Here is a 22,878-nt window from a genome sequence, read left to right on the forward strand (position 1 = left end):
GTGAGGGTTTTGGAGATACCTGAGTGGTTCCCGACCGGTGAAAGCACACGCCCTCTTGTGGGGAATTTGCCCCAAGGCGCAAGGGCCGGTTATGAGGGGGATCACTCAACCACCCGGCAGGGCAGGAGCGCGGCGTCCTGCATGCCGTGGATGATCTTCTTATCAGGCGGGCAGAACGTCGCCAAGGCGCCGCTCAATTGCACCTTGTCGTCCTGGACAAAATAGTAGGGACAGAGCCGCAGGCGGCCTTGGCGCGAGGTGGCCGTGCCGGCCGTGGCGGGGTCGCCGCCCGCCGGCGGATAGAGAGGGTGGCTGAGACGGCGCGGCTTCCGGTATTCCTGCAGCACGTGGAGGTTGTGCAGGGCATCCTGGATCGCGATGTCGATGCCGGCGCTCCACTCCTCGCGGGAGCAGTCCGCGCCGTAAACGACGCTGCGCGCGCCCCAGGCGGACTCATGGTAACCGGAAATTTTGAGAATGAGGTCGCGCTCTTTTTGGGAGGCTTCGGCCAACTGCCCCCAATGCGCGAGGGCACGGCCCCCGGCGGTCGGCCCGTCGAGCACGGCGCCCGGCGGCAAGGGAGCCGGGTCGACCACCCACGAGCGCGGGAAAAGTTTGTTGAGCTGCTTGAAGGAGCGTTTGGGCAGCGCCTCGCGCCAGTAGTCGCCGAGCAGGTGATGGTGGAAGAGTGCGGCGGCGAGCTTCTCTTCCTGAAAGGGGCGCATGGGCGGCGCGACGACCAACTCGTCGGCTTCCAGCGCTTCGAAAAGGTAGGTGGCGGTGGAGATGTTTTCGAGGTCGTGCAGCTCGAAGAAGCGGTAAACGACGTCGATCTTTTCGGGGTTGCCGTCGATATCGAAGCAGAGCGCGGTGCCGAGGGGGAACAGGTCGTCGGGGTCGAGGCAATACACGCGATGGCCGCGCAATTGCAGTTGCTCGGCCAGCCACTGCATCTCGGGACGGTAGGTGGCGGACTCGTCGCTCACCACGATGGCAATGAGCGGATTTCCCACGGTGGGGGCGAGCGCGGCGAGCGACTGGTAAAAGTGAAGGATCATCGCATCCCCCTGCCCCACGATCTCGCCCTGTTCATCGTAGAGCCGGTTGAGGAAGGCGGTGAGGCCGATGCCGCCCGGCACCGAGTCGAGCTCGGTCATGACAAAGCCGTCGTCGGTGAGCAGCAGGTCGGGCCGCAGGACGGTGGGCAAGGCGCCGCGTTGGCGCGCGTCGCGGGCGTGTTTGACGAGCGAGGCCGGCTTGCCGCGATCGAGGTATTCGGCAACCCACGGTGCTTGCAGCGATTTGTTGCGCAGGAGGTTTTTGCCCGCAGCCGAGCGCAGGTAGAGGTTCTCCAGCGCCTGGTGAAAATGCAGGCAGGCCTCGCCGATGCGCTGCAACTCGTCGACCTCGCCGCGGGTGAGCGGCCAGGCCTCGGGCGACAATTGCCAGGTCTTGGCCTCGAAGAGCGAGGTGTTGGCAAAAGCAGATTCTAAGTCGGCGCGCGGGAGTTCCATGGTGTGCAAAGCTGAGCGACTAAAACGCTGAAAAGCTGAAAGGCAGAATAGCGAATCGGGGACTCACTTATTTCCGCCTTTCAGACGTTCAGTCGGTGGTCATCTCGAGGGATAGGAGCACCCTCGCGACGGTTTATTCGTCGTCGACGTTGATGTCCTTGTTGCGATGACGCGGGCAGCCGGCGCGGAGCCAGCCGCTGATGAAGGGATCGAGCTCGCCGTCGAGCACGCCCTGCGTGTCGGCCGTGGAGACGCCGGTGCGCAGGTCCTTCACCATCTGGTAGGGTTGCAGCACGTAGGAACGAATCTGCGCGCCCCAGCCAATCTCACCCTTTTCGCCATAGAACTTTTCCATCTCGGAACGCTGCTCATCGAGTTTGCGTTCATAGAGGCGGGCCTTGAGCACGCTCATGGCGCTGGCCTTGTTCTTGATCTGGGAACGTTCGTTTTGGCAAGTGACGATGAGGCCGGTCGGCAAGTGCGTGATGCGCACGGCGGAGTCGGTCGTATTAACGCCCTGTCCGCCCTTGCCGGAGGAGCGATAGACATCGACGCGAATGTCGTCGTCGGGGATGTCGATCTTCACCTCGTCGTTGATCTCCGCCACGACGTCGACCGCGGAGAAGGAGGTGTGACGACGTTGGTTGGAGTCGAAAGGACTGATGCGCACGAGGCGGTGCACGCCACGTTCGGCTTTGGCGTAACCGTAGGCGTTTTCGCCCTTGATCAGGATGGTGGCCTTGGAAATGCCCGCCTGATCCCCTTCCTGGACGTCCTGCACCTCGACCTTGAAGCCGCGGCGTTCCGCCCAACGGGAATACATGCGGAAGAGCATGTCGGCCCAGTCGTTGGACTCGGTGCCGCCGGCGCCGGCCTGGATGGAGAAAATGGCGTTGTTGGCGTCGAAGCGACCGGTGAGGAAGGCGCCGATTTCGATCTCGTCGATCTTCTCCAGCAGCTCGCTGACGGTGGTCTCGAGCTCCTCCGTGTATTCGGCCTGTTCCTCGGGGGAGCCGGCTTCGATGAGCTCAAGCATCACGTCGATATCGTCGAGTTTCTTGCGAAAATCGACCACGGGCAGGACGGCTTTTTTGAGGCCGTTGACCTTGGCGATGTGGCGCTGGGCCTTGTCGTTATTGTCCCAAAAATCGGGCGCGCCCATCTGGGCGTCGAGGGCTTCTATTTCGCGGAGTTTTTGTTCTCCGTCAAAGAAACCTCCATAACTGCCCGGCACGTTTTTTGATGAGCTCTATGTGGTCGTAAGTTTCAGGTGCGATCATGGTCGGCAAATGAGTGAAGGGTCATCGCCGCAAAGAGCACGCCCCGGCGCAAGTGCGAAAAAGGGGCGACGACGCACGGCCTGAACGGGGGCGTTCACGTTTCTAATGCGCCGGATTCGAAGCGGCCATTCCCGCCGACGCCTTGTGGGATGGGCTGGCTCGACTGGTCGTATCCCGTTGTAATCGCGGTCTTTTCCCCATGCAGAGCTACTTCAAAAAACACCCGGACGCGCAGGGCTTCTTCAACGGTTTCGGCGGCAGTTTCATCCCGCCGCAACTCCAGACCGAGATGGAGAAGATCACCGACGCGTATTTCTCGATCAGCAAATCCCACGAGTTCATTTCCGAGCTGCGCAGCATCCGGAAACACTTTCAAGGGCGCCCCACCCCGGTTTACTTCTGCCGCTCGCTCAGCGCCAAATACGGCGGCCGCATCTACCTGAAGCGCGAAGACCTCAACCACTCCGGCGCGCACAAACTCAACCACTGCATGGGTGAGGCCCTCCTCGCCAAGCACTTGGGAAAGAAGCGCCTGATCGCCGAAACCGGCGCCGGTCAACACGGTGTCGCCCTCGCCACCGCCGCCGCCTACTTTGGCCTCGAGTGCGAGATCCACATGGGCGAAGTCGACATCGCCAAGGAACACCCGAACGTCGTGCGCATGAAGATCCTCGGTGCCGAGGTGGTGCCAGTTTCGCACGGACTCAAAACGCTGAAGGAGGCGGTCGACTCCGCCTTCGAGTCCTACCTCAAGGATCCGGAAAACACGATCTACTGCATCGGCTCCGTCGTCGGTCCCCACCCCTTCCCGATGATGGTGCGCGACTTCCAACGCGTGGTCGGTATCGAGGCGCGCGAGCAATTCATGGAAATGACGGGCGAGCTGCCCGACAACGTCGTGGCCTGCGTCGGTGGCGGCAGCAACGCCATGGGCATCTTCTCGGCCTTCATCGACGACGAAGACATCGCGCTGCACGGCGTCGAACCGGCCGGTCGCAGCCTCGAACAGGTCGGCGAACATGCCGCCACCATCACGCTGGGCAAACCGGGCGTGATCCACGGCTTCAAGTGTTACGTGCTGCAGGACGACAAGGGTGAACCCGCGCCCGTCTACTCGGTGGCCAGCGGTTTGGATTACCCGGGCGTCGGCCCGGAGCATTCCATGCTGCACGAACTCGGTCGCGTAAATTACGCGTCGGCCACCGACGACGAAACGATCGCGTCGTTCTACGAGTTGAGTCGCCTTGAGGGCATCATCCCGGCTCTCGAAAGCGCCCATGCGGTCGCCCACGGCTGCAAGCTGGCGCAGGCCAACCCGCGCCAGTCGGTGTTGATCAACCTCAGCGGCCGCGGCGACAAGGACATCGACTTCGTGGTCGAGAAATACGGTCTGCCGGACTGAGCCGCGCGGCGGCGATTGTCGCCTTTCACCCCTTCACCAAAAGCAAGGGCGGCCTGCTTTCGCGGGCCGCCCTTTTGGTGTTAGGCAGAATGGTATCGAGTGGCTCGACTTGAGCTCAGCTCACCTCTTCGACGGTGACCTCGTGGGCCTGACCTTCGACGGTGAGACGCAGACGCGTCGTGGCACCGGTGCCAGCAGCAGCGGCGGGCTTGCCAGCCGGAGGCGGCGGCGTGACGGCCTTGGCGGGCTGCGCAGCCGCGGCCGGAGCCGGCGCGTCCTTCTTCTTGTGCAATGCGGCGAACTCGACCGGGAACATGGCGTGCAGCACGCAGGCCTCGTCGTCGGTCGGCAGGCCCTTGGCCTTGAGCTCCTCGCGGAGCTTCGGCATGCGCGGTTCGAGGCCATCGGCCGGACGGCCTTCGACGGGCTTCTGGTTGCTGCGCTGGAGCACGAGCTTCATGAGCTCCGGGTCGATCGGGCCCGGGGTCTTGCCGTATTTGCCCAGAGCGATGTCGATGGCGGGCTGGGAGATGTTCTTCCAGCGGCCAAACTTCACATTGAGCATGGACTGGCTGCCCACGATCTGGGAGGTCGGCGTGACCAGCGGAATGTAACCGAGCGCGGCGCGCACGACCGGGATCTCGGCCACTACGGCGTCGAATTGGTCGGCCATGCCTTGCTCTTTGAGCTGGTTGCGGAAGTTGGAAAGCATGCCACCCGGGACTTGGTAAGCGAGGGTGTCGGCATCGACGCGCTCGTTGGCCGGGTTGGTGAACTTGGAGAGTTCGGCGTAGACGCCTTTGAAGTATTCGCCGAGCTCGCGGAGCTTATCGATGTCGTAGCTCGGGCAACGCTCGTGGCCTTCGAGGAGGGCGAGCATGCGCACAGTGTCGGGCTGGGCGGTGCCGTTGGCGAAGGGGCTGATCGAGGTCTCGATCACGTCCACGCCCGCGTCGATGGCTGCCATGTAGGAGGCGGCGCCGAGACCGGCGGTGTCGTGCGTGTGGATGGTGATAGGCAGGCCGACCTTGGCCTTGAGTTGCTTCACCAGATCGTAGGCGATGCGCGGCTTGATGATGCCGGCCATGTCCTTGATGCCGAGGGAGTGGCAGCCCATCTCCTTGAGCTCGATGCCCATCTTCACGAAGGCGTCGATGGTGTGGACGGGGCTGGTGGTGTAGCAGATCTCACCGCGGGCGTGCTTGCCGCAATCGAGCACCGTCTTGATGGCGGTGCGCAAATTACGCGTGTCATTGAGCGCGTCGAAGATACGGAACACGTCCTGCCCGGCGGCGGCGTTGGCTCGCACGAAGGCCTCCACCACGTCGTCCGGAAAACTGGTGTATTGGACGATGTTTTGACCACGCAGCAGCATGAGCTGAGGCGTCTTGGGCGCGGCCTTCTTCAGGGCCCGCAGGCGGTCGAAGGGGTTCTCGTTCAGAAAGCGCAGACAGGAGTCGATGGTTGCGCCGCCCCACGTTTCGAGACCATGGAAACCAAGTTCATCGAGGATGGGGGCAGCCGGCAACATCTGCGCAGTCGACATGCGAGTAGCAGCGAGCGACTGATGGCCGTCACGAAGGACGGTATTGGTGAATGCGACGGGCTTGGACATAGTGCGAATAGGAGACTGCTTGCAGTCTAGCGCAGGAGGGACGTTCCCGGCTGCGCGCATTTTGCGCTTATGTGATCGCTGGGCCCGAAACCGCAAACGCAAGCCCCCGAAACGGGAAGCGTTTGCGGGCTTCAGATCGACGCAGAATCGCGGTCGAGAGGACCGGGGGTGTGGCGCTTAAAACCAACCTTTGCGCCCCTGCACATAGGTGGCGACAAACTCGTCGTCCGGCTTCACCAAATACACGATGCCCTCGATGAGACCGATGAGGCCCATGATTGGGGCCAACATGCCCAGCGTCAGGATGCTGACGAGCAGCATGATGATACCCTCCTTGGTGTAACCGAGGATGAATTTGTGCACGCCGAGCGAGCCGAGCAGGATGCCACAGATACCGGCGGGAATTTTCTTATCGGCGCCAGCAGATGAAGGAGGAGGAAGGTCACTCATGGTTCGGAGGTGTCGTGGGTTGTTTGGGAGATGCGTCGCAACGCACCGCAAATCCTGTGCCCACGCACCGGTTCAAGTCGAAACCGAAAACAAAAACGCACCGCCGACGCACCTTCCTCCGCAACGGGCTTGGCGAGCCAAGCCCCTACCTCCCGTCAACCGCACCACCTTGTAGCGGGCTGGCCTGCCAGCCCCCCGGGGCGCGGGTCCTCCCGCAGACGCGACCTTTAGACCAACAGACTTTAAGACCTTAAGACCCTTTAGGCCGACGTACGTCGGCCTAAACCCGCAACGTCCCGGCGGCCATTTCGTCCAAGAACGATTGATACGTCTTCGTTACCCCTTCGCGCAGCGCGATGCGGGCGCTCCAGCCGAGGGCGCTCAGCTTGGAAACGTCCATTAGCTTGCGCGGCGTGCCGTCGGGTTTGCTGCTGTCCCAGGTAATCGTGCCCGCATATCCGACTACCTCGGCCACGATTTCAGTGAGTTCTTTGATCGAGACGTCCGTGCCGGTGCCGACGTTGATCAGGTCCGGCGGCTCGGCCATGCCGAGCAGGAAAGCGCAGGCGTCGGCCAGATCGTCGACATGCAAAAACTCTCGCTTCGGTGATCCCGTGCCCCAGGCCACGACCTCCGCTTGTTTGCTTTCCTTCGCTTCATGGAAGCGGCGGATGAGCGCCGGGAGCACGTGGGAGTTCTGCGCGTGGTAGTTGTCGCCCGGACCATAGAGGTTGGTCGGCATGGCGGAGTGGTAACACACGCCGTATTGGCGACGGTAATACTCGGCCAGTTTGAGGCCGGCGATCTTGGCGATGGCGTAAGCTTCGTTGGTCGGCTCGAGCGGGCCGGTGAGCAGACAATCCTCCGGCATGGGCTGCGGGGCCAGCTTCGGGTAGATGCACGAGCTGCCGAGAAAGAGCAGTCGCCCCACCCCATTGCGGTAGGCCGCATGGATGCAGTTGGTGGCGAGGGCGAGGTTGTCGTAGGCGAACTCCGCCGGGTAGGTATTGTTGGCGTGGATACCGCCAACCTTGGCCGCGGCGATGATGGCGACGTCGGGTTTCTCGGAGGCGAAGAACGCGTCGACCGCGGCCTGATTGGTGAGGTCGAGCTCGGCGCGGGTGCGCGTGACGATGTCAGCGTCCGCTTCCTGCGCAAAGCGCCGCACCAGCGCCCCGCCCACCATGCCACGATGTCCAGCGATGAAGAGTTTCATTTTCAGTAGCGAGTAGTCAGTAGCGGGTAGCGAGTAGAAATAGGGTCGGCGACCGGCGTATGCTCGCTACTCGCTACCCACTACTCGCTAGTGCATCACAGCGCGGGCAGCGCCGCGATCTGGGCTTCGCGTTTGGCCAGTTCGAGGTCGGCTTCGGTCATGATCTTGACCAGCTCCTTAAAGCGCACCTGCGGCTCCCAGCCGAGTTGCTTCTTGGCTTTGGCCGGATCGCCGATGAGCAGCTCCACTTCGGCCGGACGTTCGTAACGGGCGTCGTATTTCACATACTTCTCCCAGTCCAAATCGAGCAGTGCAAAGGTCTCCTGGATGAACTCCTTCACCGAGTGGGTTTCGTTGGTCGCGACCACGTAGTCATCGGGATTATCCTGCTGGAGCATCATCCACATCATCTCGACGTATTCCTTGGCGTAACCCCAGTCGCGCTGGGCATCGAGGTTGCCCATGTAAAGGGCGTCCTGCAGGCCGAGTTTGATGCGGGTGGCCGCGCGAGTGATCTTGCGGGTGACGAAGGTTTCGCCGCGGCGCGGGGACTCGTGGTTGAAGAGGATGCCGGAAGATGCGTGCAGGTTGTAGGACTCGCGGTAGTTCACCGTCAGCCAGTGCGCGTAGAGCTTGGCGCAGGCGTAAGGCGAGCGCGGGTAAAACGGCGTGGATTCGGTCTGCGGCACGGCCTGCACCTTGCCGAACATCTCGGAGGAGGAGGCTTGGTAATAACGCACCTTCTTCACCAGACCGGCTTCGTGAATCGCTTCGAGGATGCGTTGGGCGCCGAGGCCCACCACGTCACCGGTGTATTCCGGCACATCGAAGGACACGCGCACATGGGACTGGGCACCGAGGTTGTAGATCTCATCGGGCTGCAGATCGTAGAGCAGCTTCACCATCTGCACGCTGTCGGCCAGGTCACCGTAGTGCAGAAACAGCTTCACCCCGTTCACGTGCGGGTCGCGGTAGAGGTGGTCGATCCGACTGGTGTTGAAGGTGGAGGCCCGGCGGATGATGCCGTGCACCTCATAGCCTTTGTCGAGCAGGAGCTCGGCGAGGTAAGATCCGTCCTGACCCGTGATACCAGTGATGAGGGCTTTCTTCATGAACCGGTCACCTCAACGACTGCGGCTCAGCCCCGCAAGCGCGCAAAGCGAGGTCACTTGCAGCAACCGAGCGAGCGTGCACAGTCAGCCGGATGCGCACTGTTCTCATCGTCGCCCAATCCCTGGACGGCTTCATCACCCGTCACGACGACGCCGGCACCGCCTGGGCATCGTCGGCCGATCAGGCGTGGTTTCGCTCCTGCCTGCCGCGTTTTGATGCGCTGGTGATGGGACGGACCACCTACGAGACGGTGCGTGACGTCATCCTCGCCAAACGCGACGACGGAGTGCATCGCCTGATCATGACCCGCTCACCGGAGGCGTGGAAGGACGACGCGGCCCCGGGGGCGCTCGATTTTACCGCCGCCATCGCCGCCGAGGTGCACGCTAGCGTGGTGGCCGCTGGCCGGAGCAACTTTGCGGTGCTGGGCGGAGCCCACGTGCACGATCTCTTTCTCGCCGCCGGGTTGGTGGACGAAATCTGGGTCACCATTGAACCGCGCATCTTTGGCGCCGGCACCCCGCTGGTGCAGGCACGCCATGACGTAAAGCTCACCCTCCTTGAACAGACGCGGCTCGACGACAGTGACTCGGTTGTGCTGCGCTACGCGGTTTCCCGATGACGCGCTTCAAGATTCCCCGCTGGCCCTTCTATTTCCTGAAATGGATGCTGGGCATCACCCTCGCCGGTGCCGTGCTCGGCGCGATCATCTTTCCCTTGGTCGGGCTCATCTTCGAGACCGGCTACACGCCGTCCCAATTGGTAATGAACGGCGTCAAAACGCTGGGCTTTTTCTTCGGTATCTGGGCGCCGGGCACGGCGCTCGTGCTCACGGTCAAAAAGGTCTACGAGGCCAAAAAAGCCGGCGACCTCCCGGAGGAAGAAACGAGCGAATCGTCAGCCTGAGTTTTCAGCCACGGATCTTACGGATTATCACAGATACCCCCTCTGGGTCGCTTCGCCGGATCTACGTTTCTTCGCGCGCTTCGCGGTGAAAATCCCCATTCCTTCCGGATCTCAGATCTGGAAGTCGGGCTGGCCGCTCAGCTCATGCAGGCCGCACTCGCGCTTGAGGCCGCCGAAGCGCGTATCCTCTTCGTTCATACCGGCGGTCAGCGGCGCGGAGCTGTGCCAGTCGCCGAGTGACACGTAACCCTGCTCCCACAGCGGGTGATACGGCAGGCCGTGCTCGGTGAGGTAGCGGTGCACGGTGCGGTTGTCCCAATCGATGATGGGATGCACCTTGGTGACCTTGTTTTGCTGCTGGGCCACCGGCAGCTGCTCGCGCGTGCTGGCCTGCGAACGACGCAAACCCGCCAGCCACGCCACCGCGCCGAGGTCGCGCACCGCGCGGTCCATCGGCTCGACCTTGTTGATGAGATTGTAGGTCTTGAGCCCCTCGACGCCCTGTTCCCAGCGTTTGCCATACAAGGCCTCTTGACGGGCCGCGGTCAGGCGCGGGGTGTAGACCTGGAGGTTGAGTTTGAGCTTTTTCTCCAACTCATCGGCAAAGCGGTAGGTCTCGGGAAACAGGTAGCCGGTGTCGATGAACACCACCGGAATATCCGGCACCACCTGAGTAACCAGATGCAGCATGACGGCCGACTGCACCCCGAAGCTGGTGGTCAGGATCAGGCCGTCGCCAAAGGCGTCGGCCGCCCAGCGCACGCGCCCGGCCGCATCCAACGCTTCCAGCGCGGCGGCATCGATCTCAGGTGAAGTCAAGGCAACAGAACTCATGGTCGGCGATAACCTGCCCCGAATCGGCGCAGAGTAAAGCCTACTTTATGAGTTTGTTACCTTGTTTACCCTAGTTAGCTGATTTACAGCGCTTTAAGCAGGCGCTCCACTTCTGCGGCCTTGGCTTGGAGGTCAGCCAACTGCTTGCGGGCGCCGTCGATGACGGCCGGCGGGGCCTTGCTCACGAAGGCTTCGTTGGCCAGGCGGCCTTCGGTGCCCTGGATGTGCTTCTGGATCTGGCCGAGCTCCTTGGTCAGGCGCGCGCGCTCGGCCTCGGGGTCAACTTGGACGCCGGTGTCGAGGTAGAGCGTGCCAAAGGGCGACACGATGGCCGGCAGGGACGGTTCTTCGCTGGTGCGGGCGATACCTTCGGCACCGACCATGCGCACGAGCTTGGCGAGGTGCGGCTCGATGGCGTTCCAACCGGCGTCGTCGGCCAGCAGGTGGAAGGTGACGTCGCGCTTCTGCGCCACGGCTTGGTCAGCCTTGAGCTGACGCGCCTGCGAGGTGAACTGCTTGAGCTGTTCGACCAGCTTCGAGGCGGCGGCATCGACGGTCGCACCGTGGGCGGTCAGGGCCTCGGCCAGCTCGTCAGCCGACTCGAGTCGGTTGGACTGCACGAAGCTGTCCTCGGCGCCGTAGCCGAGCTGGTGCCAAAGCTCCTCGGAGATGAAGGGCGCGAAGGGCTCGAAGAGAAGCAGGAACTGGCGGATGACCAAATCCTGCACCGCGAGGGCGTGATCCTTGGCGGCCGGGTCCTGCACCCGGGTCTTGGCGACCTCGACATACCAGTCACAGAAATCATTCCAGAAGAAGGAATAAAGCTTCTGCGTAGCGGTCGCGAATTCGAATTCGACGAAGCTCTTCTCCAGCGTGCGCATGGTGTCGAGCAAGGCCGCGAGGATGGCGTGGTCGTCCTCGTCCATCTGCGTGCTGTCGAGGCGCGCGAGGATGGCACCGAGGGAGCGATTGTCGCTCATCTCGCCGCTCATGGTGCGGAAGCGGCAGGCGTTCCAGAGCTTGTTGCAGAAGTTTTTGCCGCCTTCGATGCGGGTCTCGTCAAACTTCACGTCCTGGCCCAGCGGCGCGATCTGCAGCAGGCCAAAACGGGTGCCGTCGGCGCCGTAGGTCTTGATGAGGTCGAGCGGGTCGGGCGAATTGCCGAGGGTCTTCGACATCTTGCGGCCCTGTTTGTCGCGCACGATGCCGTTGAAGTAGACGTGCTTGAAGGGGATGCGCTCTTCGATCGGCGCGCCCGGGCGGGCAAACTCGAGGCCGGCCATGATCATGCGGGCGACCCAGAAGAAGATGATGTCGGCGCCCGTCGCCAGCGTGGTGGTCGGGTAGAACTGCTCGAACGCGCTTTCCTTTTGCTTCTCGGCGTCAGGCCAACCCAGCGTGCCGATCGGCCAGAGCCAGGACGAGGCCCAGGTGTCGAGCACGTCGCCTTCCTGATCCCAGTTTTCGGGGTCGGACGGACCGTCGAGGGAAACGTGAATCTTGGTCGGATCACGCAGATCCTCCTCGGTGAGGGTCTCGCGATCGACGCCCTTGGCATACCAGACCGGGATGCGATGGCCCCACCAGAGCTGGCGGCTGATGCACCAGTCCTGGATGTTCTCGAGCCAGTTCAGGTAAACCTTTGACCAGCGGGCCGGGTGCATTTGGACGAGACCGTCGCGCACGACCTGCTTGGCCTCTTCGACGCGCGGGTAACGCAGCCACCATTGCTGCATGAGGCGCGGCTCGATCGGCACGCCGGCGCGTTGCGAATATCCGACGTTGTTTTCGTAAGGTTTGGCCTCGATGAGATTGCCGCTTGCCTCGAGCAGTTCGGCGGCGCGTTTGCGGCCCTCAAAACGATCCATGCCCTCGAGCTCCTCGCCCGCGAACGCGTTGAGCGTGCCGTCGGGGTTGAGGCAGTCGATGACCGGCAGGCCGTGGCGCTGGCCGATCTCGAAGTCGACCTTGTCGTGCGCCGGGGTGACCTTGAGCGCGCCGCCGCCAAATTCCATTTCGACGGCCTCATCGGTGATGATCGGAATGGCCACGCGGTCGCCCAGCGGACGCCAGACGGACTTGCCGACAAGGTGCTTGAAACGCTCGTCCGCCGGATGCACCGCGACGGCCACGTCGGCTGCGATCGTTTCTGGGCGAGTGGTTTCGAGGATGAGGTGCGTCACATCGCCAACCGGCTCAACCAGCTCGTAGCGCAGGCGGTAAATGTGGCCCTTGGTCGGACGCATCTCAACCTCCTCATCGGAGAGCGCGGTGAGCGAAGCCGGACACCAATTGACCATGCGTTTGCCGCGATAAATGTGTCCGCCCTGGAAGAGCTTCACGAACGCCGTGAGCACGCCGCGGCTGTAATCCGGATCCATCGTGAAGTGCGTGCGTTCCCAGTCGCAGGAGCAGCCGAGTTCGCGCAGCTGTTGCAGGATCTTGTCGCCCTTTTCCTGACGCCATTCCCAGACGCGCTCGATGAACTTCTCGCGACCGAGGTCGTAGCGGGTCTTGTGCTCGGTCTTCTTGAGATGGCGCTCGACCATCGTCTGGGTGGCGATGCCGGCGTGGTCGGTGCCGGGGATCCAGCAGGCGGCCTTGCCCTCGAGGCGGGCTCGGCGGATGAGCACGTCCTGCAGGGTGTTGTTGAGCACGTGGCCCATATGGAGGATGCCGGTCACATTGGGCGGCGGGATGACGATGGAATACGTCTCCTGACCTTCGGCGGGTTTGCCGGCAAAACAACCGGCCTGCTGCCAGGCAGCATACCATTTGGCTTCAACGTCGCGGGCTTCGTAGCTCTTGGTGATCTCGGGCATAACGGAAATAACGGAACCGGGAAGCGAACCGGCCAGCCCCCCCACTGGCAAGCGCACAGACACCTCGCCGCGTCCGACTCATTTCACGCTTTGCCCCGCTGCGGTTTCCGCCCACGTTGAGCGCCCCTCTGTCATGTCCGGCACCGACTCCACTCCCGAACGTCTCCGCTTCACGACCGCGACCTCCGTGGCCGACCGCACCAAGGCGTGCAAGAGTCACCTGCAACTGGAGACCAGCATGATCAAAATGCGGCACGACGCCGGCGCCACCGGTCTCTCCACCGCCGCGGCGCTGTCGGCGGCCGTCGATACGATGTTGGTCAGTCTGTTTCAGGTCGCGATCGACTCGTGGGAAGCCGCGCAGGGCAAACTTCCCTGCCCCGTCACCTTGGTCGCCCTCGGCGGCTACGGCCGCGCCGAGCTTTGCCCGCACAGCGACATCGACCTGATGTTCCTCTTCCCCTCGAAGGCGCGTTCGTCGCTCATCACGCCGCTGCAGGAGCACCTCACGCAGGAGATCCTCTACCCGCTCTGGGACTGCGGCCTCAAAGTCGGTCACTCCTCCCGCACCGTCGATGAGGTCTTCAACGAAGCCCGTGCCGAGATCCAGTCCAAGACCGCCTTGCTGGAGTCCCGCCGTCTCGCCGGGTCCAAGTCCCTCTACGAAACCTTTTCCGCGGCCTATCGGAAGTTTTACACGCAGGAGTATCCGGCCGTTTACATCGCCACCCGGCTGGAGGACCAGCTGTCGCGCCGCGACAAATACGGCAACTCCGTCTTCCTCCAGGAACCCGACATCAAAAACGGCGTCGGCGGTCTGCGCGATTACCAGAACACCATCTGGATGGCGCGGGTGAAACTCGACATCGACAACATCGAGGAGGTCGTGACGCAGAACTACCTGCGCGCCGCCGAGCTCAAGTCCTTCCAGCACGCCTACGACTTCCTCCTGCGCGTGCGCAACGAGCTGCATTTCCAAAGCCGCCGCCCGACCGACGTGCTCGATCTCGAAGCCCAGCCCCGCATCGCCCTCGGCCTCGGCTACACCACCCCCGACATCTTGCGCCGGGTGGAGCTGTTCATGCGCGATTACTACCGCGCCGCTCAGGAAATCTACCGCACCTCCAAACTGGTGGAAAACCGGCTCGCCCTCACCCTCGAGGCGCCGCCCGACGAGAAGTTCTCCTTCCGCGAGGTCATTCGCTCCCGCCGCTACGAGAAGACCAAACGTCTCGATGGTTTCATCCTGCGCGCCAAGGAACTCTCCGCGGCCTCGCCCGACGTTTTCCAGGAAGACCCCGTGCGCCTCGTGCGCATCTTCCGCCACAGCCAGCGGCTCGGCGCCCAACTCCACTTCGACCTGCAGGCGCTTATCCGCGAGCACGGCCACCTGATCACGGCCGACGTCATCGCCTCGGAAGACGCCAACACCAGCTTCAAAGCCATCCTGCAGGAACCCGGCTCGGTATACCCGGCGTTGAGCCTCATGCATGAGCTGGGCATTCTTGGTCGCTTCATCCCGGAATTCGACGGTCTCACCTGCCTGGTGCAGCATGAATTTTACCACCGCTACACCGCCGATATTCATACTTTGAATACGATTCGGGAGCTTGATCGTATCCTGTCCGAGGACACTCCGATCGTCCTCAAATACCGTAAGGCCCTGCGGGAAACGAGCGAGCCCATGCTGCTGTATCTCATTCTGCTGCTGCATGATATCGGCAAGGCCCGGGGCATCCGCGGCCACGCCGAAAACGGCGTCAAGATCGCCGAACCGCTCCTGCAACGTCTGCACATCGGCAAAGCCAATCGCGAAATCGTCGCATTTATTATCCAACACCACCTTATGATGGCACGGTTTTGGCAGAAGCGGGACGTGGATGATCCCGCCACCGCTGAAGCCTTTTCCCAGCAGATTTCGGAGCCTGATTTGCTCCGTTTCCTCTACGTGCACACCTACTGTGACGCGCAGGGCACTGCCTCTGGTTTGTGGAACAGCTACAAGGACACGCTGCACACCCAACTTTACCGTTCCTCGCTCGAGCACCTCATCCACGGCGACGCTCTGGCGGAGCGCCAAACCCAACGCATCGCGATGATTCGCCAAGAGCTCATTGCCAAGCAGTTGCCCCACGTGCGCGAAGAGGAAATCGAGGCGCACTTCAACCTGCTACCCGACCGCTACTTTCTCAACACCACCCAGCCGGACATCGTCCTCCATCTGGGCATGGTCAATCGCCTCCTGCAGACGATCGCCGAGACCGATTCCATCGGCTCACTGCGCCCGGTCGTGGAGTGGCGTGACGACCTGAACCGCTCCCTCACCGTCGTGCACGTCGTGACCTGGGACCGCGCCGGGCTCTTCTACAAACTCGCCGGTGCCTTCAGCGTCGCCGGCCTCTCCATTCTTTCCTCCAAGGTGGTCTCCCGCAACGACCACATCGCGATCGATACCTTCTTCGTGACCGAACCGGGCGGCGGCGTCGTCGAGAACGCCAAGGCGCAGAAGCTCTTCAACGACGCCCTCGAGAAGTCCCTCATGCACAACAAGGATCTCCTGCCCGAGATCCTCCGCCAGGCCGAGAAACAAGCCGCCGCCAAACGCTACTCCCGCGACCACAGCCGCGCCGAGATGGTGCAGGCCACCTTCCCGCCGCGGGTCGATATTTACCACGAGCTTTCGATGCATCGCACCATCGTGGAGATCCAGGCCCCCGACCAGATCGGCCTACTCTTCCGCGTGGCCAAGACGATCAGCGAACACAAGTTCGACATCACCTTTGCCCGCGTCGGCACGGAGCGACACATCGCCATCGACTCCTTCTACATCGTCGACGTCAGCGACGAAGCCGTGAGCGACGCCAACCGCCTGCACACCCTGCGCGACGCCCTCACCGAGGTCGTTTCCCCGCCCCGCAACGCGACCAAGACAGCGGTCTAAGGTAGCGGCGGTCTTCAGCCGCCGTTCCGCCGGGTTGCTCGTCCACCCGGGGCCACGCTTTCGCCTTCGGCTCAAGCGCAGCTACCCGATCGGACCGAAGATCCGTTGTTTTGTAGCTGCGTTGGAGCGCAGCGACAACGTGGCCCCGTGGGATGGCCTCTCCACCCGGACCACGCTTTCCCCTTCGGCTCAAGCGCAGCTACCCGAGGCAGCGACTCACATCTTAATCGTCGTCGCTGCTGTCTTCGCCCGGATCTTCCGTCTCCCCCGCCTCATCGGCTTCGGCGGCCGCCTTGGCCGCTGCCTTCGCGGGATCTTCGTAATCCTTAAACACCGCTGCCGGCACGCGCCGCACTTCGGTAAATTTGGCGCGGAACAGCTCCTCCAATTGCTCCTTCGTCTCGGGCGGAATCTGCCCAATGATCTCGTCCAGCGCGGGCAGCGGCGGACCATCCAAGGTCTCCCGCGCTTCGCGCACCCGGCGCGAGGTCGGCGCGCGTCCGTCGCCCCCATCACGGTCGGCGGCTTCCGCACTCATCGCCGCCTCGATATCGGGCGGCGGCCAATCCGGCCGATCCTCCTCCTCTTCACGCGAGGAGCCGTTTCCAGGCACCGGGCTCGACGGATCGATGGTGTGTCCCGCCATCGTCGGGCTGATCGGCGAGCTGCTGGCGCGACTCAAGGCGCTGCGCACTTCGATGGGAGCCCCGGCAATCGCCGCCGCCCGGTCGCTGGCCGATTTGGTTTCGAGCTGAAAAACCGCCGCCAGACGGGCGTCCAGCCGGTCAATCAGGGCTTTTTTTTTTCGTCGCCCGCCGCAGCGGCAACTTCCGCTCCGTCCGGAGCGATCTCCGCGAGCGCGGACAACTCTTTGATGAGGCTGTCGATGGCGCGGGCGCGGCTGGCCTCCACCGCCTTGAGCAGCGTGACCTCGAGATTGATTTTCTCCGCCAGACCAAGCTTCACGCCACCCTCACCTTCGCGCAGGGCGTCGAGCAGGCGGGTGACCTGTTCGGTGGTGAGGTCCGGACCGAGTTGTTTGGTTTTGCCGCCTTGGGCGATGGCGTCGAGCAGCGCAGTGCGCACGATCACCTGCAGGTCCGACAAGAGGCGCACGAGATCGCGGCCCGACTCGTCGCACTCGTCCACGATAGCGATGAGTTTGCGGTGATCACCGGCGGCGATGGCGCCGGCCAACTCGGTGAGTTTTTCGGCCGAAATCAGACCATACACATCGAGCACATCGGGCTCGGTGATGTCGTTGCCGCAGAACGAAATCATCTGGTCAAAAATCGACTGCGCATCACGCATACCGCCGTCGGCCATGCGGGCGATACACTCCAGCGCCTCGGCGGTCACTTTCACGCCTTCGTCGTCCCCGATCTTGCGCAAACGCTCCACAATGAGCGGCGCCGGGATCGGCTTGAGGTCGAAGCGCTGGCAGCGCGAAACGATGGTGGCCAAAACCTTCTGCGGATCGGTCGTGGCGAAGACAAATTTCACGTGCTCCGGCGGCTCCTCCAAGGTCTTCAACAAGGCGTTGAAGGCGGCGGCGGAGAGCATGTGCACCTCGTCGATGATGTAGACTTTGAACTTACCCTGCGCCGGAGCGTATTGGACCGTGTCGCGCAGGTCGCGCACCTGGTCGACGCCGTTGTTGGAGGCACCGTCGATCTCGATCACATCGAGGTGGGTGCCCTCGGCGATCGAGACGCAGGAGGGATCAGCCGGATCGAAGTCGGCGTTGGGTCCGTCGGTGCAGTTGAGCGCCTTGGCGAAGATGCGGGCGGTGGAGGTTTTGCCGGTGCCGCGCGGTCCCACAAAGAGGTAGGCGTGGGCGATACGATCGCGGGCGATGGCGTTGCGCAGCGTGCGCACCACATGGTCCTGCCCCACGACGTCTGCGAACGTCTGCGGGCGCCACTTGCGGGCAATGACCTGGTATCCTTTTGCTGCCAAAGTAAGCGCTCAGCTAAGAAGCGATTTCCGAGTTCGAAAACCCAAAACCGAATTTAAAAATAAAAGTGGCCAGGCACTCCACGGCACTGGGAGAACGTCGCTACCGTTGCTACCTTCCGGTCCTGGCGGAGTTCGCGCGCCTGCCCATGCATGGGACCTGGCCGGCGCGGACCATGCGACAGCTGCTCGCCGGGATTCAACGAGAAACTTTACGAAAAGCTTCGAGCTCGGCGACGTAGCGGGCGTCGAGCTTGGCGAGGCGGGCGCCGTGGATGACGGCTTCCAGCTCTGGGACCAGCGGAGCGCCCTCGGGCGCAGTCGGCGCAAAGTAGGTCGTCGCGGGAATCCGCGGACCGGCCGGGCAAATGATCATCATGACATTGCGGCTCAGACCCCGCTCCTTCGCCCAGGCATCGAGTTTCACCATGGCAGTCGCTGGCACCACCCAAAGCACGCCCCAGGCGACGCTGCCGTCCTCGGGTTTGAGGTTGGGGTGACCTCCCGCGGTAAACGTGAGTCGCTGGCCATCGGCGCGGGCGAGTCCCATTTGTTCACATGCCTCGTCCACCGCCGTCATGGTGCGTTCGTCCATGTGGGCGTCGTAGGCAAAAAGTAGGATGCTGGAGGTTTTTTTGCTCATCGGGTTCACGTTTCGCTGGCGAGCAGCGTCAAAATTTCCTGCACGATTCCCTCCACCGGCCATAGCCGCCCCACGCCCTCATAACCGCAGGCCAACATGCCCTCCTCCGGCCCGATGAAGTGCACCCCGCGGCCACGCAAGGTCGCCACGTTGGCCACCGTCGCGGGATGGGTCCACATCTTGCCGTTCATGGCCGGGGCGATCAGCACCGGGCAGCGCGCCACCAGATGCAGCGAGCTCAGGTAATCCGGCGCGAGCCCGTGGGCGAACTGCGCAATCACATCGGCCGTCGCCGGCGCGACCACCAACAGGTCGGCCTTGTCCGCCAGCTCTACGTGTCCCGGTTGCCAGCCGTTACCCTCCGACCACAAATCCGCCGCCACCGGTTGCCGCGCCAGGGTCTGCAGAGTCAGGGGCGTGATGAACTCCGCCCCGCCGCGCGTGAGCACCGGAAACACCTCAGCGTCCAGCTTGCGCAGCTGGCTCACCAAGTCCGCCGCCTTGTAGGCCGCGATGGAACCGGAGACTCCGACGATGATGTTTTTACCCTGCAATGGCGACGCCATGGGCGGAGCAAAAAGCGCCTATCGGGCGGGCACAAGCCAGCAACTGGCAAAAGGATGCAAATCAATTGCCCGGAGGCACATCCGCAGGCGGAGCCGGCGGCGGACCTTCCGGTGGCGGTCCGTCCGGACGGGGTCCGCCGCTCCCCGGGCCGCCTTTGCCGTTCTGGCGGCGCTCGACGAGCCGTTGCCAGCGTTGGCGATGTTTCTCCTGCATCGCGACGTAAGCCTCTTTCTGCGCCGCGTCCAATTGCTCGATGATCCGCGGCTCCATCGCCCGCATCGCATCGACACTGCTGCGACGGTATTCGCGTAACGTAGCCCAAGTCTCCTCCAAGATGGGGCGAATCGCGTCCTCCTGCTCCGGCGTCAGGTTAAGCTCCTCATCCAAACGCTCCAGATGACGCGGAATGAACTCCCCCCCGGCCCGGCCGCGCTCGACCAGCGCATCCGCGACCCGCAGGGAGACAAAACCACCGGTCACCCCGCCGGCGAGAAACACGCCGATCAGGACCAGCCAAGCGACCCATGCGTTGCGTGTCTTCATTCGGAAAAGTCCATCATGGCGGTGACGGGATCGTCGCCCGACAGCACGTCATATTCGATGTGATCCACCACGGCGGGCAGATTGAATGCCACCGCCATCAACGCCACCACCGCCGAGACCACCAAGGCGCGACGGCCTTGAGCCATCAGTAATTGCAACAGCGAAACACTGCCGGCGTCTTCGCGACCCGCCCACGCCAACGCCACCACGCGGGTGGCAAACCCCGGCGGGGCCACGACGTGTTCATCGCCCGAGACCTCCGGACCGGCGGCACGCGCCCGGGCCAACAATCGCTCCAGCTCTGTAGGTTTGCGGTTCATGTTCGTTCCTCAGCTTCGAGTTTCTTCAGTAGGGTTTGCAACTTTCGACGGGCCCGAAAGGCCCGCACTTTGATCAAGGTCGTGTTCCAGCCGGTCTCCTCGCTCACTTCCACCAGCGTCTTCTGCTCGAGATCGAGCAGCTGCAGGACGAGCTGGTCGTCGGGTTTGAGCTGGCTCATCAGCTTGGCCAACAACTCCCGAGCCGCGAGGGCCTCGCCCGCGTCCTCCGCCGACGTATCGGCCGTGACCGCGTCCAACACCTGCGCCTCGCCCTCCGAGAGGTCGGCCCAACGCAGCTCCGGCCGCCGCTGCTGTTTGCGCAGGTGGTCGATGCCGGTCGTGACGGCGATGCGCGATACCCAGTGCGGGAACGGCATGTCGCCACGGTATTGGTCGAGTCGGGTGAACATTTTTAAAAACACTTCCTGCGCGAGGTCTTCCTCCCCCACCCAGCGGGGCAGGCGACGACGCACGATTTTGATGACTTGCGGATACAGCTCCTCCACCAGCTCCCGGGCCGCGGACTGCGAACCGGCGCGCACCTGCTCGAGACACGCTTTGTAGTCAAAGGGCTCGGGTTCCACAGGCATCGTTGGGAGAAGCAAGACACTGCATACACGAAGAGCAAGACGCGCCCGTGACAGCCGGGTTACGCCCCTTGACTACTTTGCCGCCCGTGCCGATAAGTCCCCTGTGATGCGACCTGTCGCCACTGAGCTGCTCTCCCTACGACTTAGCTAGACGCACGATCCGCGAGGGTCCCGTGTGCGGGACTGATTGTGCGTCCGATCCTCCTGTCCGAGCAGCCGCGTCGTCTGACCGAGAAAGCAGATTTGCGGGCTTTTCCCTTTCCCTTCCTCCCGTCACTTTCACTCTCCCTGTTTCCGTTCCCATGTCCGCGTATAAACCTTCGAAATACCGACCGCTGCCCACCGTCGACTTGCCCGACCGCCAGTGGCCCAACCGCACGCATACCTGCGCCCCCATCTGGTGCAGCGTCGATCTGCGCGACGGCAATCAAGCCCTCGCCCAGCCCATGAGCGTCGCCGAGAAGCTCGAGTATTTCGCCATGCTGGTCGACATCGGCTTCAAGCAAATCGAGGTCGGCTTCCCGTCCGCCTCCCAGATCGAGTTCGATTTCTGCCGCCGCCTCATCGAGGAAGACCGCATCCCCGACGACGTCTCGATCCAGATCCTCTGCCAGTGCCGCGAGGACTTGATCACCCGCTCTCTCGAGGCCCTCCAGGGCGCCAAGAACGTCATTTTCCACCTCTACAACTCCACCTCGCCCGCCCAGCGCAACTACGTCTTCGGGGCCGAGCGCGCCGACATCGTGGCCATCGCCACCCGCGCCGTGGAGCTGCTCAAAACGCACAGCGCCTCGCACCTCGCCGCAGGCATGAACCTGCAGTTGGAGTATTCGCCGGAAAGCTTCACCAGCACCGAGTTGGATTTCGCCCTCGAGATCTGCGAAGCCGTTTCCGACGTCTGGCAACCCACCCCGGAGAAGAAGATCATTCTCAACCTCCCCGCCACGGTCGAATACGCCACGCCCAACGTCCACGCCGACCAGATCGAGTGGATGTGCCGCCACCTCACCCGTCGCGACGCCACCATCGTGTCTCTGCACACGCACAATGACCGCGGCACCGGCGTGGCCGCCACCGAGCTCGGCCTGCTGGCCGGCGCCGACCGAGTGGAAGGCACCCTCTTCGGCAACGGCGAACGCACCGGCAACCTCGATATCGTGACCGTTGCGCTGAACCTCTACACCCACGGCATCGATCCGCAGCTCGACTTCTCGAACCTCAACGAGATCCGCGAGATCTACGAGCGCACCACCCGCATGGAGGTGCCCGCCCGCCTGCCCTACGGCGGCGATCTGGTCTTCACCGCCTTCTCCGGCTCCCACCAGGACGCCATCAAAAAGTCCTGGGACAAACAACAACCGGGCCAGCCCTGGGACGTGCTCTACATCCCGATCGATCCCGCCGACATCGGCCGAAACTACAAGGCCATCATCCGTATCAACTCCCAGTCGGGCAAAGGCGGCGTGGCCTACATCCTCGAGACCGAATACGGCTTCACCCTGCCCAAGGCGATGCACCGGGAGTTTGGCCCCATCGTCAACCAGCTCGCCGACTCCCGCGGCACCGAGCTCAGCTCCGCCGACATCCTCGCCGCCTTCCAGGCCGAATACCTCGACCGCCAGACGCCCATCGAGGTGCTCGACTTCCGCACCACCGAGAAGGCGCGCAGCGTCACGGCTGAAGCCGATCTCAAGATCAATGGCGAGACCCGCACCCTCACCGGCACCGGCAACGGTCCCATCGCGGCCTTCGTCACGGCCATCCGCGACGCCGGCATCCTGCAGTTTGAGTTCCTCAACTACACGGAGCACTCCCTCGGCTCCGGTGCCCGCGCGCAGGCCGTCTCCTACATCCAGATCAAACCGGTCAACAGCCCGCCGCTCTACGGCGCCGGCATCGACACCAGCATCGAGCTCGCCTCGATCAAAGCCGTCGCCAGCGCCATCAACCGCGCCCTCGCCGACTGAGCGACTCTAACTGGAGTCAGTTTTACAGAAGGTAAGGAAGAGAACGAAGCCACTCCGCCGCCACACGGTGCTGCCCAGCCTCCCGGCCTTTGCGCTCTTCGCTGCCTTGGTGTAAAAACCAGCACTGCCTCCCGGGCCCTTCCTTCCCTTCGTTTCCTTCTGTGAAAATCACCGTTGGTCGGGCGTTCTCTCCTGTAAA

At 63.1% G+C, this 22,878-nt stretch carries 20 protein-coding genes and 1 other RNA gene; 5 read left to right on the forward strand and 16 right to left on the reverse strand.

Annotated features, from left to right (window positions below; all coding sequences use genetic code 11):
• Positions 1-101: 101 nt before the first annotated feature.
• Complete coding sequence (locus K1X11_RS07455) at positions 102-1,514, reverse strand: hypothetical protein (RefSeq protein WP_221033276.1); 1,413 nt, start codon at positions 1,512-1,514, stop codon at positions 102-104.
• Between the two features lie 133 nt (positions 1,515-1,647).
• Positions 1,648-2,794, reverse strand: a protein-coding gene (prfB, locus tag K1X11_RS07460; protein ID WP_221033277.1) for a peptide chain release factor 2 whose coding sequence is annotated in 2 segments (ribosomal slippage) — positions 1,648-2,721 and positions 2,723-2,794 — 1,146 coding nt in all. Because the reading frame shifts where the segments join, the coding sequence is not laid out codon by codon here.
• A gap of 199 nt (positions 2,795-2,993) precedes the next feature.
• On the opposite strand from prfB, the gene trpB reads away from it, so the two are divergent.
• Positions 2,994-4,196: a tryptophan synthase subunit beta gene (gene trpB, locus K1X11_RS07465; RefSeq protein ID WP_221033278.1), complete on the forward strand. Its 1,203-nt coding sequence runs from the start codon at positions 2,994-2,996 to the stop codon at positions 4,194-4,196.
• Positions 4,197-4,311: 115 nt separating this feature from the next.
• On the opposite strand, the gene K1X11_RS07470 is transcribed toward trpB, so the two are convergent.
• The 4 genes from K1X11_RS07470 to gmd all read right to left on the reverse strand — a co-directional run bounded on the left by K1X11_RS07470 (position 4,312) and on the right by gmd (position 8,589).
• Positions 4,312-5,811: a pyruvate carboxylase subunit B gene (locus tag K1X11_RS07470; protein WP_221033279.1), complete on the reverse strand. Its 1,500-nt coding sequence runs from the start codon at positions 5,809-5,811 to the stop codon at positions 4,312-4,314.
• A 177-nt stretch (positions 5,812-5,988) separates the two neighbouring features.
• The gene (locus tag K1X11_RS07475; RefSeq protein ID WP_221033280.1) at positions 5,989-6,261 is read right to left on the reverse strand and encodes a TM2 domain-containing protein; all 273 of its coding nucleotides are present in this window, start codon (positions 6,259-6,261) and stop codon (positions 5,989-5,991) included.
• A 280-nt stretch (positions 6,262-6,541) separates the two neighbouring features.
• Positions 6,542-7,477, reverse strand: coding sequence for a GDP-L-fucose synthase (fcl, locus tag K1X11_RS07480; RefSeq protein WP_221030063.1), 936 nt, complete (start codon positions 7,475-7,477; stop codon positions 6,542-6,544).
• Positions 7,478-7,572: 95 nt separating this feature from the next.
• Entirely contained in the window at positions 7,573-8,589 is a 1,017-nt protein-coding gene (gene gmd, locus K1X11_RS07485) for a GDP-mannose 4,6-dehydratase (RefSeq protein WP_221030062.1), read from the reverse strand.
• Between the two features lie 92 nt (positions 8,590-8,681).
• Between gmd and K1X11_RS07490 the strand changes: the two genes are divergently transcribed.
• A complete protein-coding gene (locus tag K1X11_RS07490; RefSeq protein ID WP_221030061.1) occupies positions 8,682-9,212 on the forward strand; it encodes a dihydrofolate reductase family protein in 531 nt (176 codons plus the stop codon).
• Positions 9,209-9,496, forward strand: a complete 288-nt coding sequence (locus K1X11_RS07495) for a hypothetical protein (RefSeq protein ID WP_221030060.1) — start codon at positions 9,209-9,211, stop codon at positions 9,494-9,496. The genes K1X11_RS07490 and K1X11_RS07495 overlap by 4 nt, the downstream gene beginning before the upstream one ends.
• Before the next feature lie 111 nt (positions 9,497-9,607).
• Here K1X11_RS07495 and K1X11_RS07500 read toward each other — a convergent pair whose 3' ends face one another.
• Both K1X11_RS07500 and K1X11_RS07505 read right to left on the reverse strand, forming a co-directional pair.
• The gene (locus K1X11_RS07500; RefSeq protein WP_221030059.1) at positions 9,608-10,330 is read right to left on the reverse strand and encodes a phosphoadenylyl-sulfate reductase; all 723 of its coding nucleotides are present in this window, start codon (positions 10,328-10,330) and stop codon (positions 9,608-9,610) included.
• An 83-nt stretch (positions 10,331-10,413) separates the two neighbouring features.
• Positions 10,414-13,152 (reverse strand): valine--tRNA ligase, encoded by a 2,739-nt coding sequence (locus K1X11_RS07505; protein WP_221030058.1) that lies wholly within the window; start codon positions 13,150-13,152, stop codon positions 10,414-10,416.
• 133 nt (positions 13,153-13,285) lie between these two features.
• Here K1X11_RS07505 and glnD point away from each other — a divergent pair, with 133 nt between their 5' ends.
• Complete coding sequence (gene glnD, locus K1X11_RS07510) at positions 13,286-16,093, forward strand: [protein-PII] uridylyltransferase (RefSeq protein WP_221030057.1); 2,808 nt, start codon at positions 13,286-13,288, stop codon at positions 16,091-16,093.
• A 223-nt stretch (positions 16,094-16,316) separates the two neighbouring features.
• Here the strand turns inward: glnD and K1X11_RS07515 are convergent, their stop codons facing one another.
• The 8 genes from K1X11_RS07515 to K1X11_RS07550 form a co-directional block, all read right to left on the reverse strand.
• Positions 16,317-16,775 (reverse strand): hypothetical protein, encoded by a 459-nt coding sequence (locus K1X11_RS07515; RefSeq protein WP_221030056.1) that lies wholly within the window; start codon positions 16,773-16,775, stop codon positions 16,317-16,319.
• 107 nt (positions 16,776-16,882) lie between these two features.
• The gene (gene dnaX / locus K1X11_RS07520; RefSeq protein WP_221030055.1) at positions 16,883-18,052 is read right to left on the reverse strand and encodes a DNA polymerase III subunit gamma/tau; all 1,170 of its coding nucleotides are present in this window, start codon (positions 18,050-18,052) and stop codon (positions 16,883-16,885) included.
• Positions 18,053-18,116: 64 nt separating this feature from the next.
• Positions 18,117-18,215: signal recognition particle sRNA small type (gene ffs, locus K1X11_RS07525), an RNA gene on the reverse strand.
• A gap of 33 nt (positions 18,216-18,248) precedes the next feature.
• Complete coding sequence (locus tag K1X11_RS07530; protein ID WP_221030054.1) at positions 18,249-18,692, reverse strand: gamma-glutamylcyclotransferase family protein; 444 nt, start codon at positions 18,690-18,692, stop codon at positions 18,249-18,251.
• Positions 18,693-18,697: 5 nt separating this feature from the next.
• Positions 18,698-19,258, reverse strand: coding sequence for a flavoprotein (locus K1X11_RS07535; RefSeq protein WP_221030053.1), 561 nt, complete (start codon positions 19,256-19,258; stop codon positions 18,698-18,700).
• Positions 19,259-19,319: 61 nt separating this feature from the next.
• A complete protein-coding gene (locus tag K1X11_RS07540) occupies positions 19,320-19,802 on the reverse strand; it encodes a periplasmic heavy metal sensor (protein WP_221030052.1) in 483 nt (160 codons plus the stop codon).
• Positions 19,799-20,122 carry a hypothetical protein gene (locus K1X11_RS07545; protein ID WP_221030051.1) on the reverse strand — a complete coding sequence of 108 codons (324 nt, stop codon included), beginning with the start codon at positions 20,120-20,122 and terminating at the stop codon, positions 19,799-19,801. Before K1X11_RS07545 ends, K1X11_RS07540 begins: the two co-directional genes overlap by 4 nt.
• Positions 20,119-20,712, reverse strand: a complete 594-nt coding sequence (locus K1X11_RS07550; protein WP_221030050.1) for an RNA polymerase sigma factor — start codon at positions 20,710-20,712, stop codon at positions 20,119-20,121. Before K1X11_RS07550 ends, K1X11_RS07545 begins: the two co-directional genes overlap by 4 nt.
• A 302-nt stretch (positions 20,713-21,014) precedes the next feature.
• Here K1X11_RS07550 and leuA point away from each other — a divergent pair, with 302 nt between their 5' ends.
• Positions 21,015-22,679 carry a 2-isopropylmalate synthase gene (gene leuA, locus K1X11_RS07555; RefSeq protein ID WP_221030049.1) on the forward strand — a complete coding sequence of 555 codons (1,665 nt, stop codon included), beginning with the start codon at positions 21,015-21,017 and terminating at the stop codon, positions 22,677-22,679.
• The last annotated feature ends 199 nt before the right edge of the window (positions 22,680-22,878 follow it).

Source organism: Actomonas aquatica, assembly GCF_019679435.2.
GTDB lineage: Bacteria > Verrucomicrobiota > Verrucomicrobiia > Opitutales > Opitutaceae > Actomonas > Actomonas aquatica.